The sequence below is a fragment of the Spirillospora sp. NPDC048819 genome (genome assembly GCF_040650055.1).
In the GTDB taxonomy this organism is placed as follows: domain Bacteria; phylum Actinomycetota; class Actinomycetes; order Streptosporangiales; family Streptosporangiaceae; genus Spirillospora.
The window spans coordinates 150,122-162,932 of sequence record NZ_JBEZGN010000006.1; the positions used below are offsets into that span (position 1 = coordinate 150,122).

Here is a 12,811-nt window from a genome sequence, read left to right on the forward strand (position 1 = left end):
GCCGCCACACGCGCACACAGCGCTCTGGGAGTGCCACTTTTAGCCGTGTCACCCGGTAGAATGAAATCGGTTCAGGATGCTGCGCCGCCAAAGGGTGCCCGGGCCTCTGACCAAGACGAACAGAGCACAACCGGGCACCCTCATGTGTGTTACGGGGCACACCGCGCCTCCCTCGGGTGCGGAGCGGCAGACATCCCCGGCAGGAGGATCTCCTTTGGCGTACGACGCTAGTTCGATCACTGTCCTTGAAGGGCTTGAGGCGGTTCGCAAGCGCCCCGGCATGTACATCGGCTCGACCGGTGAGCGCGGCCTGCACCACCTCGTCTACGAGATCGTGGACAACGCGGTCGACGAGGCCCTCGCCGGCTATGCCGACGACATCGTGGTCACGCTGATGGCCGACGGCGGCGTGAGCGTGCTCGACAACGGCCGCGGGATCCCCGTGGGCGAGCACCCCGTGGAGAAACGTCCGGCCATCGAACTGGTGCTGACCACGCTGCACGCGGGCGGCAAGTTCGACGGCAAGTCCTACGCCGTCTCGGGCGGCCTGCACGGTGTCGGTTCCGCGGTGGTGAACGCGCTTTCGTCGCGGATGGAGGCCGAAGTCCGCACCGACGGCCACGTCTGGCGCCAGTCGTACACGTGGCAGGGCCCCGAGACCGAGCTGCGCAAGGGCGAGCCGACCGAGGAGACCGGCACCCTCATAACGTTCTGGCCGGACCCCGACATCTTCGAGACCCTCGAATGGAACTTCGAGACCCTCTCCCGCCGCATGCAGGAGATGGCGTTCCTCAACCGCGGCCTGGCCATCACCCTGCAGGACCACCGTCCCGACTACATCAACGGTGAGCCGCACGTCGTCCGGTACCACTACGAGGGCGGCATCGAGGACTTCGTGCGTTACATCAACGCGCGCAAGGACGCCGTCCACGAGTCGGTGGTCTACTTCGACGACGACACCACGGGCATGTCGCTGGAAATCGCCATGCAGTGGAACTCGTCGTACGCCGAGTCCGTGCACACCTTCGCCAACACGATCAACACGGCGGAGGGCGGCACCCACGAGGAGGGGTTCCGGGCGGCGCTCACCACGATCGTCAACCGGTACGCCCGCGACAAGGGCCTGCTGCGCGACAAGGACGACAACCTCACCGGCGAGGACGTCCGCGAGGGCCTCACCGCGATCATATCGATCAAGCTGGCGGACCCGCAGTTCGAGGGGCAGACCAAGACCAAGCTCGGCAACACCGAGGCCAAGTCCTTCGTCCAGAAGGCCTGCAACGAGCACCTGCGGGACTGGTTCGAGGAGAACCCCGGCGAGGCCAAGGAGATCATCAACAAGGCGTCGCAGGCGGCGCGGGCCCGGGTGGCGGCGCGGCAGGCGCGCGACCTGACCCGCCGCAAGAGCCTGCTGGAGTCGACGTCGCTGCCCGGCAAGCTGTCGGACTGCCAGTCCACCGACCCGGCCAAGTCGGAGCTGTACATCGTCGAGGGCGACTCGGCGGGCGGTTCGGCCAAGGGCGGCCGCGACCCGCACTTCCAGGCGATCCTCCCGATCCGCGGCAAGATCCTCAACGTGGAGAAGGCCAGGATCGACCGGATCCTGAAGAACAACGAGGTGCAGGCGATCATCACCGCGCTCGGCACCGGGGTGCACGACGAGTTCGACATCACGCGGCTGCGCTACCACAAGATCATCCTGATGTCGGACGCGGACGTCGACGGCCACCACATCAACACGCTGCTGCTGACGCTGCTCTTCCGGTTCATGAAGCCGTTGATAGAGGCCGGGCACGTCTACCTGTCCCAGCCCCCGCTCTACAAGATCAAGTGGGACTCGCGGGGAACGGAGGCCGACTACGCCTACTCCGACTCCGAACGCGACGCGATCATCGAGGCCGGGGTGGCCGCCGGCAAGCGCGACCCGCGCCCCCGCGACCTGGTGCAGCGCTTCAAGGGCCTCGGCGAGATGAACGCCAACGAGCTGTGGGACACCACCATGGACCCCGACAACCGGGTCCTGCTGCAGGTCCAGCTCGACGACGCCGCGCAGGCCGACGAGCTGTTCAGCGTGCTCATGGGCGAGGAGGTCGAGCCCCGCCGGGAGTTCATCCAGCGCAACGCCAAGGACGTGCGCTTCCTCGACATCTGAGGTGCGGGCCTCGGCCGGGCTCCCAGCGGCCTGACTCCCAGAGGCGACCGTACGTGCATCCCATCGAGCAGAAAAGGTTTTGAGAGTGACGGACGTGACCACAGAGGGCGGCCACCCAGGCGAACGGATCGAACCGGTCGACATCCAGGTCGAGATGCAGAAGAGCTATCTCGACTACGCGATGTCGGTCATCGTCGCGCGCGCGCTGCCCGAGGTACGCGACGGCCTCAAACCCGTCCACCGCCGCGTCCTCTACGCCATGTACGACGGCGGCTACCGGCCCGACCGCGGCTACTTCAAGTGCGCCCGCGTCGTCGGCGACGTCATGGGGAACTACCACCCGCACGGCGACTCCGCCATCTACGACGCGCTCGTCCGGCTGGCTCAGCCGTGGTCGATGCGGTACCCGCTGGTTGACGGCAACGGAAACTTCGGCTCGCGCGGCAACGACCCCGCCGCGGCCATGCGGTACACCGAGTGCCGCATGGCGCCCCTTGCGATGGAGCTTCTGCGCGACATCGACAAGGAGACCGTCGACTTCTCCCCCAACTACGACGGCCGTTCGCAGGAACCGGACGTCCTCCCGTCCCGGTACCCGAACCTGCTGGTCAACGGGTCCGCCGGCATCGCCGTCGGGATGGCGACCAACATCCCGCCGCACAACCTGCGCGAGGTCGCCGACGGCGTCCGGTGGTACCTGGACAACTACGGCGCCTCCGACGACGAGCTGCTCGAGGCGCTGATCGAGCGGATCAAGGGCCCAGACTTCCCGACCGCCGGGCTGATCGTCGGCCGCAAGGGCATCGAGGACGCCTACCGCACCGGCCGCGGCTCCATCACCATGCGGGCCGTCATCGAGGTCGAGGAGATCCAGGGCCGCACCTGCCTCGTCGTCACCGAACTGCCCTACCAGGTCAACCCGGACAACCTCGCGCTCAAGATCGCCGACGGGGTGAAGGACGGGAAGCTCGACGGCATCGCCGACGTCCGCGACGAGACGTCCGGCCGGACGGGGCAGCGCCTCGTCATCGTCCTCAAGCGGGACGCCGTCGCCAAGATCGTCCTGAACAACCTGTACAAGCACACCCAGCTGCAGGAGACGTTCGGCGCGAACATGCTCGCGCTCGTCGACGGTGTGCCGCGCACCCTGCGCATCGACCAGTTCGTCCGGCACTGGGTCACCCACCAGATCGACGTCATCGTCCGCCGCACCCGGTTCCTGCTCCGCAAGGCCGAGGAACGCGCCCACATCCTGCGCGCCCTCCTGAAGGCCCTCGACCGCATCGACGAGGTCATCGCGCTCATCCGCCGCTCGCCGTCCGCGTCGGAGGCGCAGCAGGGCCTGATGGGCCTCCTGGAGATCGACGAGATCCAGGCGCAGGCCATCCTCGACATGCAGCTGCGCAAGCTCGCCGCCCTGGAACGCCAGCAGATCACCGACGAGTACGACAAGCTCATGGCGGAGATCGCCGACTACAACGACATCCTGGCCTCGCCCGAGCGGCAGCGCCAGATCGTCGGCGACGAGCTCGCCCCCATCGTCGAGAAGTACGGCGACGAGCGGCGCACCGAGATCGTCCCGTTCGACGGGGACGTGTCGTACGAGGACCTCATCGCCGAAGAGGGCGTCGTCGTCACCATCACCCGCGGCGGCTACGCCAAGCGCACCAAGACCGACCTGTACCGGGCGCAGCGGCGCGGCGGCAAGGGCGTCCGCGGCGCGCAGCTCAAGCAGGACGACATCGTCGACCAGTTCTTCGTCACCTCGACGCACAACTGGATCCTGTTCTTCACCAACAAGGGCCGCGTCTACCGCGCGAAGGCCTACGAACTGCCCGACGCCGGCCGCGACTCGCGCGGCCAGCACGTCGCGAACCTGCTGGCCTTCCAGCCCGACGAGCACATCGCCCAGGTCATGACCCTGCGCGACTACGACGTGGCCCCCTACCTGGTGCTCGGCACCAAGAAGGGCCGCGTCAAGAAGACCGCGCTGCAGGACTTCGACTCGCCCCGCACCGGCGGCATCATCGCGATCAACCTGATCGAGGACGACGAGGTCATCGCCGCGCGGCTCGTGTCGTCCGACGACAACCTGCTGATGGTCTCCACCGGCGCCCAGGCGATCCGCTTCCGCGCCGACGACGAGTCGCTGCGCCCGATGGGACGCGCGACGTCCGGCGTCATCGGCATGCGTTTCGAGGAGAGCCAGGAAGTCCTCAACATGCTCGTCGTGCAGGACACCTCCCACGACGTCCTGGTCGCCACCCAGGGCGGTTACGCCAAGCGGACCCCGGTCGACCAGTATCCGCTCCAAGGTCGTGGGGGTAAGGGTGTCCTCACCGCTAAGATCGTTGAATCGCGGGGGATGTTGGTAGGGGCCCTCATGGTGGGCCCGGACGACGAGGTGTTCGCGATGACGTCGAACGGCGGCGTCATCCGCACCACCGCCGCGGAGATCAAGCAGTCCGGCAGGCAGACCATGGGCGTCCGCCTGATGAACCTCGCGGACGGGGACAGCGTGGTGGCCATCGCGAGGAACGTAGAGTCCATGGAGGACTCAGACGACGCCGAGGGGGGCGACGGTGAATGACGGACCCCGCCCCGGCACCGAGCCGATAGGCCAGGAGGACACGTGAGCACCGAGCCCGGCAAGAGCAAGGGCGGGCCCGGCGCCGGTGGGGCCGGCGCGGACGGCGCCGGCAAGAAGCCCGGGGCCAAGCCCGGTAAGACCGTGGCCGCCGCGTCCGCCAAGTCGAGCCGGGACGAGACGACCGTCGAAATCGACTCCCCCGACACCGACACCGCCGCGTCCGAGTCCGCCACGGACTCGGACGCGGCGGCGTCCGGCACCGAGGAGACCAGGACCGACATGGCCTCCCTCAAGGACGAGCCGGCGAAGAGCGCCGCCTCGTCGGAGATCGCCCCGGTCAAGGACACCACCGAACCGCCCAAGTCCAAGGACGCCAAGCCGGCGAGCCCCCCGGAGAAGCCGGCGGCCCCGAAGGCCCCCGCCCCGGCCGCCCCCGCGGAAACCACCCCGGCCCGCTCCGCTTCGGCGTCAGGCCGGGCTTCGGGTTCGGGCTCCGGCCCGACGGGCTGGGCCAAGCCCGCCGAGCCGTCCGGTTCGGTCTCCACGGGCCGTACGGAACAGCCCCCCAAACCGTTCAACGCGGGCAGCCCTTCACCCGCCGCGGGTAGCCCGTCACCCGCCGCGGGCAACTCGTCCGGCGCCCGCCAGGGCGGCTCCGGCCGGTCGAACCGCCCGAGCTTCGCGAGCACCGTCCTCAAGAACCGCCCGTCCCCGTCCGCGGCGCCCGCGAACACCTCGTCCAAGCCCGCCACCACTGGCAAGCCGGCGCGCAAGGCCCAGCTTCAGCTCGCCCGGCTCGAACCGTGGTCGGTGATGAAGTTCAGCTTCGTCATGTCCGTCGTCTGCTTCGTCATCCTCCTCGTCGCCGTCATCGTCCTCTACGCGATCCTGGCCGGTCTCGGCGTCTTCGACGCCATCAGCGACACGATCAACAGCCTCACCAGGGAGCAGGGCGAGACCACCGGAAGCGTCGACGCCGGCAACTGGTTCTCCTTCTTCCGCATCTTCGGCTACACCGTCCTCGTCGGTGCCCTGAACGTGCTGCTCATCACCGCCCTGTCCACCGTCGGCTCCGTCATCTACAACCTCGCCGCCGACCTCGTCGGCGGCGTCGAGGTGACCCTCAAGGAGGCCGAGTAATCGATTTCCGGTTGCCGCGCCAGATGGGGTAACCTCTCGTTGCGCCGCCAGACCAGCGGCACAACCCGGGCCTATAGCTCAGTCGGTTAGAGCGCATCCCTGATAAGGATGAGGCCGGAGGTTCAAGTCCTCCTAGGCCCACCACCTCACAGACCCCCGCCGGGTACCGACGGGGGTCTTTTGACGCCGACCGTGACGGCAACGGCCCTTATCTCTCCGAGTTGCCGAATAGGACCCCGGCCACTCGGCCGAGCGACGTCCTCCGGCGCTTGGCAGGGCGCCCGTCACTGGCGATCAAGATCATCCTCACCCTCGTTGCCAGCGCCACGATCAGTGTCGCCTACCTTGACCCGCCGTTCCAGGCGATCATCCTGATGACTGCCGGCGTAGCCGGGGGGATGGCTGCTCCACCGAGGCGGCTAGCCGGGAGGTCTGCCGCCGTCCCCCGATCGGAGCCCCACAGACCAGTGCCGGGGTGAGGGCGTTCGTCCAGGGGCGGGTTCACCTTCGCCCCCGGCTGGAGGCCGGTTTATACGGCCGTAAGAGTGAGTTCGCCTTGTTGTGGTTCGTCCACGCGCACCTCGATCGTCGCGTGCTCGTCGTCTTCGAACCTCAAGGTGAAATAGGGGGACAGGTCTTTGAGGAACGTCCAGGCTTCACGGTCCTCTGCGATCAGCGGCGAGGTGAAGGCGGCGGTGGCGCGCCAGCCGGAACTGTCATTGACGACGAGGACGCGCACTTCGATTGAGCCGAGACATGTGTGCCTGTTCGCCCACCACTCCAGCCGGGCTGATCCTTCGTAGCGGTCCACGATCGCCAGTATGGCCGTGGTCGTTGAGTACAGGCCGGGCGTGTGGTGGCGGGCCGGCGGCTGTGCAGGTCAGGACGGGGTTATCCCGAGATAGGGGGTGCTTTTCCACAGGTTGTGGATAGTGGGGTCGTGGAACGCCGGCCTGAGTTGCTCTGACAGGTAGGGGTTGTTATCGGGTCGGTTCTCTGTTCAGGACCAGGTCGAACTCCGCGTGGCGGAAGGGCGCCTGGACGGCGTGCCGCGCGGCCTCCTCCTCGTCGTCAGACTCGGTGAAGTCGACGACGAGGCTCTGTTTGACCGCGAAGACCGCGTCGGAGTCGAGATAGGGGCTTCCCGCCACGAACACGTGGGTGGTCAGCGGCGTGTGGCCGTCCGCCTGGACGATGAAGTGGATGTGCGCGGGGCGGTAGGGATGGCGTCCGGTGGCCTCCAGGAGGCGTCCGACGGGCCCGTCTGTTGGAATCGGGTAATGGCTGGGGACAACGGTCCGGAACCGGAATCGTCCTTCGGTGTCGGTGTGGAAAAGCCCACGGCCATTGCCGGACGGCTGGACGCCGGGCTGCTGGACGTCGTAGAACCCTTGCTCGTTGCACTGCCACACGTCGACCTTCGCGTCGGGCAGCGGCGCCCCGTCGGTGTCTAGGACGCGTCCTGAAACCACGCAGGGTTCCGCTTCGCCGACCAGGTCGATGCTGTCGCCAAGCGCGCGTGGGGGCGAATCGACCATGTGGAATGGGCCCAGGACGGTGCTCTCTGTTCCGCCTTCACGTTCGTTGAGCGTCTCCACCAGCATCGAGACCCCCAGAACGTCGGAGAGCAGTACGAACTCTTGTCGTGTGTCGGTACAGGTTTGGCCCACGGCGGTGAGGAACTGAATCGCCTGCTCCCACTCCTGGATGGACGGCCTGGTCTCGCGGACGAAGTCGTGCAGGTGGCGGGTCAGGGCGGTCAGGATCTCGTGGAGGCGCGGGTCGGGGGTCTTGCCGAAACCGTCCTGGACGGCCTGGGTGGCGGTGTGTTCATTGAAGTCCACGGGGATCGCCTCCGCCTCATCGTCCACAAGCTGTGGATAACTCTGTCCTAAGGTATGGCCTGCTCTGCCTCAAGACTGGTCGGGTACCCCGCCGCATCTCCCCACCCGCGCCATGAAGATCGATCTGGGCCACCGTGGTCACCGCGGCCGCGGTGGCTGCGATCACGCACACATCATCCTCTCCCGGCGCGATCTCCGCACGGCTGAACGACGCGTCCCCCCGTCCCGGTGGTGGACGGCGGTGTGGGGCGCCGGCATGCAGCCGGCGGTCGTCGGAGGCGATGACAACTGGTTGCGGATGGGATTCGCCGACCAGTCGCTGCGGCAGCTCGTGCGGGTGGGGCGTGCGGGTGGGGCGTGCGGCGCCGAGGTGCGGATCTGGGCCACTCGGTGCACGGTCCTTGTCCTCGGGGTGAGGGGTGCCGTGCTGGCTGGGTGCTCGGTTGTTCTGGCACTGGCCATAGTCGTGCTCGTCGTCGTTGTTCTGGACGTGAGCGCTGGCCGCGCGACGTTGGGTGTCCGATTTCCGTTGGTTCGCTTGCGCACGTCGCGCTCACGGGACGGGGGGCGGCGGCGCGGGTTGCAGGCGAGAGTCGGTGTGCGGCTTGGGGACGTGCCTGGGGATTCACGGTGGGCAGCGTTGTCCACTGGTGGCGCCGGGTTGTGGAGGCGGATTGCCCACAGGGTGTGAACGGGCTGTGGGAAACGACTCGCCCAGGGCGCCTTCGTTGCTGGTCAGCGGCTTTTCCACGACGTGGACAACTGGACGCCGAGGTTGGGGGCGGGCTGGGGAAGAATGGTGGACGCCGGAACCGTCGGCCGTACCCAGGGTGTGCACATCGGTTATCCACAGGTTGTGGATTCCCTGTGTCACCGCCCGGCCGCGTGGATGCTGAGGGTGATGGCGTCCACGATGGCGCTCGAACCGTGGAAAGGCCTGCTGTTCTGGGGATCTCCCTGTGGACGGGGCCTTCCGGAGCGCCTGTCGGCAAGGGGAGGGAGGTGTGTGCGGATGGTGTCCCCAGCCTGTGGATAAAGCCCTGGCGGGGTGGCCGGCAGTGCCGTCTGCCTCCATATGAGGGCGGTGGCGCGCCCCCCGACGGCACTTTGCCGGCGGCAGTGGGATGAAGGGAGGTGGAGTTCTCCGTTGGTCTGTACATGGGCGACACGTTCCGGCTGAATATCGGCATGAGGTCGAGTGCCGCGCCACGCCCGGCGGCGTGCGGGCGGGGGCGCCTACGATGGCCCGGGGCCACCGTCCCGGAGGTCCTTAGACCCCTCCTGGCCTGCGAACACCAGTTCGAATGCATGCTACGCTCGCGGAATGGGGCACTTGCTGAACGAGCCGGTCCGCGCCGAGCACGACCCGGCGGGACGGCTCACCGCGTACGTGTGGCGGGGATCGCGCTACGCGGTCGACGAGGTGCTGAAGACCTATGGGACCGCCCAAGAGGGCCGGGTCTACAGGGTCCGCGTCACGGGCGCCGAGGGAGTGGCCGTCGCGGAGCTCGGCCGTGACGAGGATCGTTGGCGTCTCCGGCACGTCTTCTCCGCCTGACGACGCGGCCTCCATCGTCGACCGGACCCTCTGGACGCGGGTCGACGGCATTCAGGGGACCTCGCTCGACCTGCTGACGGCCCGGATCGGACGCCGGCACTACGCGCCGCACATCCACGACGAGTACGCCATCGGCGTCACGGTCGACGGTCTGGAGACCATGCGCTACCGCGGCGAGAAGATCTACTCCGGTGCAGGCAGCGTCGTCGTGATCGAACCGGGAGAGGCGCACACCGGCGGCCCGGCCCGTCCCGAAGGCTTCGCCTACCTGTGCTTCTACCCGGACGCCGAGCTGCTGGGCGCCGCGCTGACGGCCGACGCGGGCCCGACGCAGGCGCGGCCGCACTTCCGGGATCCGATCATCGACGATCGGCGGCTCGGCGAGGCGCTGCGCCTCGCCCACCACGCCCTGCGACTCGGCGAGGACCCGCTGGAGGGCGAGTCGCGCCTGCTCGGAGTGCTCGGCGCGCTCGTCCGGCGGCACGCGGGGGCGGGCCCGAAGACCGTTCCGGACGGGCGCCGCCGAGCCGACACCGGACGCATCGCACGGGCCGTCGCGACCCGCCTGTCGGACGAGCTGATCGCCCCGCCGACCCTCGCGGAGGTCGCCGCCGACCTGGAGCTTTCGCGCTACCAGTTGCTGCGCGCCTTCAGCGATGTCGTCGGCATGCCGCCGTACGCGTGGCTCGCGCAACACCGGGTGACCCGGGCCCGTGCCCTGCTGGACGCCGGGCACCGCCCGGCGGAGGCCGCGACGCTCGTCGGGTTCGCCGACCAGGCGCACCTCACACGCTGGTTCCGGCGTGTCGTGGGCGTCACACCGGGCGCGTACCGCAACAGCGTTCAAGACACTGCGCCCCGCCACCGCGCATTCTGAACTCGTCTGACCCGGCCGCATGTCACGGGCGACGGGGTCGCGTGCGGCGGGTGGAGGGGAACGGAGGTCGGGCATGAGCCGGCGTGGCTGGATGCTGTTCGTGCTGATGGGTGTGCTGTGGGGCATCCCCTATCTGATGATCAAGGTGGCGGTCGAGGGCGTCTCGGTGCCCATGGTGGTGTTCGCGCGGACCGCGCTCGGCGCGGCCGTGCTGCTGCCGCTGGCGATCCGGGGCGGGCAGTTCGACGTGGTCCGCCGCCACTGGCGTCCGCTGCTGGCGTTCACGGCGGTGGAGATCCTCGGCCCCTGGGCGCTGCTGTCGGACGCCGAGAACCGGCTGACCAGTTCCATGACGGGACTGCTGATCGCCGCCGTCCCGATCGTCGGAGTCGTGCTGGCCAGGCTCACCGGCGACGCCGAGCGGCTCGGCCCGGCGCGCTGGGCGGGGCTGCTGGTCGGGCTGGCCGGCGTCGGCGTGCTCGCCGCGCCGCACCTCGGCGGCGGCAGCGCATGGGCGGTCGGCGAGGTCATGCTGGTCGTGCTCGGATACTCGATCGCACCGATGATCGCCATGAAGCGCCTCCAGGACGTCCCGAGCCTGCACCTGGCCGCGTACGCGCTCGCCATCGCCGCCCTCGTCTACACGGGACCGGCGATCTACACCTGGCCGGAGTCGATGCCGAGCGGGCAGGTTCTGGCCGCACTCATCGGCCTCGGCCTGGTGTGCACGGCGCTCGCGTTCATCGTGTTCTTCGAGCTCATCCGGGAAGTCGGCACGTCCAGGGGGATGGTGTTCACCTACGTGAACCCGGCCGTCGCGGTCGCCGCCGGCGTGGTGTTCCTCAGCGAACCCCTCACCGGGACGATCATGGCGTCGTTCCTGCTGATCCTCGGCGGTTCCGTCCTCGCGACCGTGCGCCGGACCTCAACGCCCGCGCAGGCGGCGGCTCCGGTCGACGATGCCTCCGCCGACGCCCAGGATGCGCGGGCTTAGCGACACGGCCAGGCACAGGCAGCGAGCCCCTGCCGCCCCGTCCGGTGGATGCCGCGCCCCGATTGGTGGATGCCGCGCCCTGTTCGGTGGATGCCGCGCGTCGTTCGGTGGGTGCTGTGCCTTGTCCCTTGGATCCTGCGCGCCGTTCGGGGGACGTCGCGCGTCGTTCGGTGGACGCCGTTCGGTGGGGGGCGTGCGTCGTTCGCCGCTGCGCTGATCAAGAGGCGAACGGCCTCGGACGCCACGTGCGGGCCGGGGCGTTCGCTAGCGTTTGCCGCGCTGTCCGTCGGCAAGGCCGCGGGAGACGCGGGACCCGCCCGCCCGCCGCTGGACGGCAGCGGAGAGGACGGGTGCTACCCCGCCCAGCCTTGCTCCGAGCCGCAGCCCGAGCGGCGCCACGTCGATCTCGGCGATGTTCCTCTCGATGGCCCGGACGGTCGACCGCGCCACGTCCCGCGGCGACTTCGTCCCGACACCCTTGGGCAGCGTGACCCCGGCATCGGCGAACATGCCCGCGTCCCGGATGAACCCCGGGAACACCGTCGACACGCCGACGCCGTGCGGCCGCAGATCTTCGCGCAGGGCCAGCGCGAACCCCCGCATGCCGAACTTCGTCGCGTTGTAGAGCGACGCGTGGCCGGACGCGGTCTTCCCGGCCAGTGACGACACGAACACCAGATGCCCGCGGCCACGATCGGCCATTCGCGCGCCGGCGAGCTTCGCCATCACGATCGGTGCGCGCAGGTTGACGTCCAGCGCCCGGTCGATCTCGTCGATCGAGTACTCGTCCAGCAGCCCGGACGCCGGCAGCGCCGCGTTCGCCACGAGCACGTCCACCCGGCCCGCCTCGTCCAGCAGCCGCTCGGCCGCCGCGCGATCCGCCAGGTCAGCCACGATGGACCGGCCGCCGAGCCGCTCGGCAAGCGGTTCCAGCACCTCCGCCCGGCGTCCCGTCAGGACGACCTGCCCGCCGCGTTCGGCCAGCGCCGTCGCCAGTGCCCGGCCGATCCCGCCGGTCGCTCCGGTCACCAGGACGTTCGCTCCACGCAGCTCCATGGCGAGATCATTGCGGATCACATCCCGATCCGCCACAGCAGCAGAATGATCGACGAGAGCACCAGCCCGGCCGTGCCCAGCGACACCTCACCCATCGCGATCATGGCGGCACATCCCGTCGCGGTGACACCCGCGGCCAGCACCATTCCACGGCCCCCGGACGGCTCCTCCTCCGGCGCGCCCGAGTCGAACTCGCGTTCCCAGCGCCGGAAGTCGTCCTCCGCCATCGGTTCTCCCGAAGGGTCGTCCCTCCGGATTATGCGGCCGCCCGGCCGTCCCGGCGAGATGGCGCGGACGTGACAGCACCCGCACCGGGGATTGGACGGCGGGTCCGATAACGGAGTGGGGGTGCGGATCGACCATGAACGATTGCTAGGCTGCGAGGAGCCTGGGAAGCAGACGCTGATGCGAACGAATCCCGGGTTTTGACTTCATAGTCGAGGTGAAGGGGTCCCACCGTGAAGAAGCTGCTCATTCTCGCCGTTGTCGCTCTCGGTGGCTTCGCTGTCTGGCGCCGGCTGCAGCAGGATCGTGCCGAGCTGGACCTGTGGAACGAGGCCACGTCGTCCGACAGCTGAGACGCCGGCGATAAGGCCCCGG

Annotated in this window: 11 protein-coding genes and 1 tRNA gene; 8 read left to right on the plus strand and 4 right to left on the minus strand. The window is 68.9% G+C overall.

Going from position 1 to position 12,811, the window contains the following annotated elements:
* Positions 1 to 214: 214 nt before the first annotated feature.
* The 4 genes from gyrB (at position 215) to AB0C35_RS11490 (ending at position 6,026) form a co-directional block, all read left to right on the plus strand.
* Entirely contained in the window at positions 215 to 2,152 is a 1,938-nt protein-coding gene (gene gyrB / locus AB0C35_RS11475) for a DNA topoisomerase (ATP-hydrolyzing) subunit B (RefSeq protein WP_358453333.1), read from the plus strand.
* A gap of 85 nt (positions 2,153 to 2,237) precedes the next feature.
* A complete protein-coding gene (gene gyrA, locus AB0C35_RS11480) occupies positions 2,238 to 4,742 on the plus strand; it encodes a DNA gyrase subunit A (protein WP_358453336.1) in 2,505 nt (834 codons plus the stop codon).
* A gap of 42 nt (positions 4,743 to 4,784) precedes the next feature.
* Positions 4,785 to 5,882 carry a DUF3566 domain-containing protein gene (locus AB0C35_RS11485; RefSeq protein WP_358453339.1) on the plus strand — a complete coding sequence of 366 codons (1,098 nt, stop codon included), beginning with the start codon at positions 4,785 to 4,787 and terminating at the stop codon, positions 5,880 to 5,882.
* Positions 5,883 to 5,949: 67 nt separating this feature from the next.
* Positions 5,950 to 6,026, plus strand: a tRNA-Ile gene (locus AB0C35_RS11490).
* A gap of 385 nt (positions 6,027 to 6,411) precedes the next feature.
* Here the strand turns inward: AB0C35_RS11490 and AB0C35_RS11495 are convergent.
* Positions 6,412 to 6,693, minus strand: a complete 282-nt coding sequence (locus tag AB0C35_RS11495) for a hypothetical protein (protein WP_358453342.1) — start codon at positions 6,691 to 6,693, stop codon at positions 6,412 to 6,414.
* 169 nt (positions 6,694 to 6,862) lie between these two features.
* Entirely contained in the window at positions 6,863 to 7,753 is an 891-nt protein-coding gene (locus AB0C35_RS11500) for a dioxygenase (RefSeq protein ID WP_358453345.1), read from the minus strand.
* Positions 7,754 to 9,050: 1,297 nt separating this feature from the next.
* Here AB0C35_RS11500 and AB0C35_RS11505 point away from each other — a divergent pair.
* The 3 genes from AB0C35_RS11505 (at position 9,051) to AB0C35_RS11515 (ending at position 11,155) form a co-directional block, all read left to right on the plus strand.
* Positions 9,051 to 9,284 (plus strand): hypothetical protein, encoded by a 234-nt coding sequence (locus tag AB0C35_RS11505; protein ID WP_358453348.1) that lies wholly within the window; start codon positions 9,051 to 9,053, stop codon positions 9,282 to 9,284.
* Positions 9,241 to 10,161 carry an AraC family transcriptional regulator gene (locus AB0C35_RS11510; RefSeq protein WP_358453351.1) on the plus strand — a complete coding sequence of 307 codons (921 nt, stop codon included), beginning with the start codon at positions 9,241 to 9,243 and terminating at the stop codon, positions 10,159 to 10,161. Before AB0C35_RS11505 ends, AB0C35_RS11510 begins: the two co-directional genes overlap by 44 nt.
* Positions 10,162 to 10,234: 73 nt before the next feature.
* The gene (locus tag AB0C35_RS11515; protein WP_358453354.1) at positions 10,235 to 11,155 is read left to right on the plus strand and encodes a DMT family transporter; all 921 of its coding nucleotides are present in this window, start codon (positions 10,235 to 10,237) and stop codon (positions 11,153 to 11,155) included.
* Between the two features lie 264 nt (positions 11,156 to 11,419).
* Here the strand turns inward: AB0C35_RS11515 and AB0C35_RS11520 are convergent, their stop codons facing one another.
* The gene (locus AB0C35_RS11520; protein WP_358453356.1) at positions 11,420 to 12,211 is read right to left on the minus strand and encodes an SDR family NAD(P)-dependent oxidoreductase; all 792 of its coding nucleotides are present in this window, start codon (positions 12,209 to 12,211) and stop codon (positions 11,420 to 11,422) included.
* Between the two features lie 17 nt (positions 12,212 to 12,228).
* Complete coding sequence (locus AB0C35_RS11525) at positions 12,229 to 12,438, minus strand: hypothetical protein (protein WP_358453359.1); 210 nt, start codon at positions 12,436 to 12,438, stop codon at positions 12,229 to 12,231.
* A gap of 231 nt (positions 12,439 to 12,669) precedes the next feature.
* Here AB0C35_RS11525 and AB0C35_RS11530 point away from each other — a divergent pair, with 231 nt between their 5' ends.
* Positions 12,670 to 12,789 (plus strand): DLW-39 family protein, encoded by a 120-nt coding sequence (locus AB0C35_RS11530; RefSeq protein ID WP_358453362.1) that lies wholly within the window; start codon positions 12,670 to 12,672, stop codon positions 12,787 to 12,789.
* The last annotated feature ends 22 nt before the right edge of the window (positions 12,790 to 12,811 follow it).

Excerpts from the sequence above, each read along its gene's own strand:
- AB0C35_RS11525 (WP_358453359.1), bottom strand. The coding sequence starts at position 12,438 with ATGGCGGAGGACGACTTCCGGCGCTGGGAACGCGAGTTCGACTCGGGC.
- AB0C35_RS11520 (WP_358453356.1), bottom strand. The coding sequence starts at position 12,211 with ATGGAGCTGCGTGGAGCGAACGTCCTGGTGACCGGAGCGACCGGCGGG.
- AB0C35_RS11515 (WP_358453354.1), top strand. The coding sequence starts at position 10,235 with ATGAGCCGGCGTGGCTGGATGCTGTTCGTGCTGATGGGTGTGCTGTGG.
- AB0C35_RS11505 (WP_358453348.1), top strand. The coding sequence starts at position 9,051 with ATGGGGCACTTGCTGAACGAGCCGGTCCGCGCCGAGCACGACCCGGCG.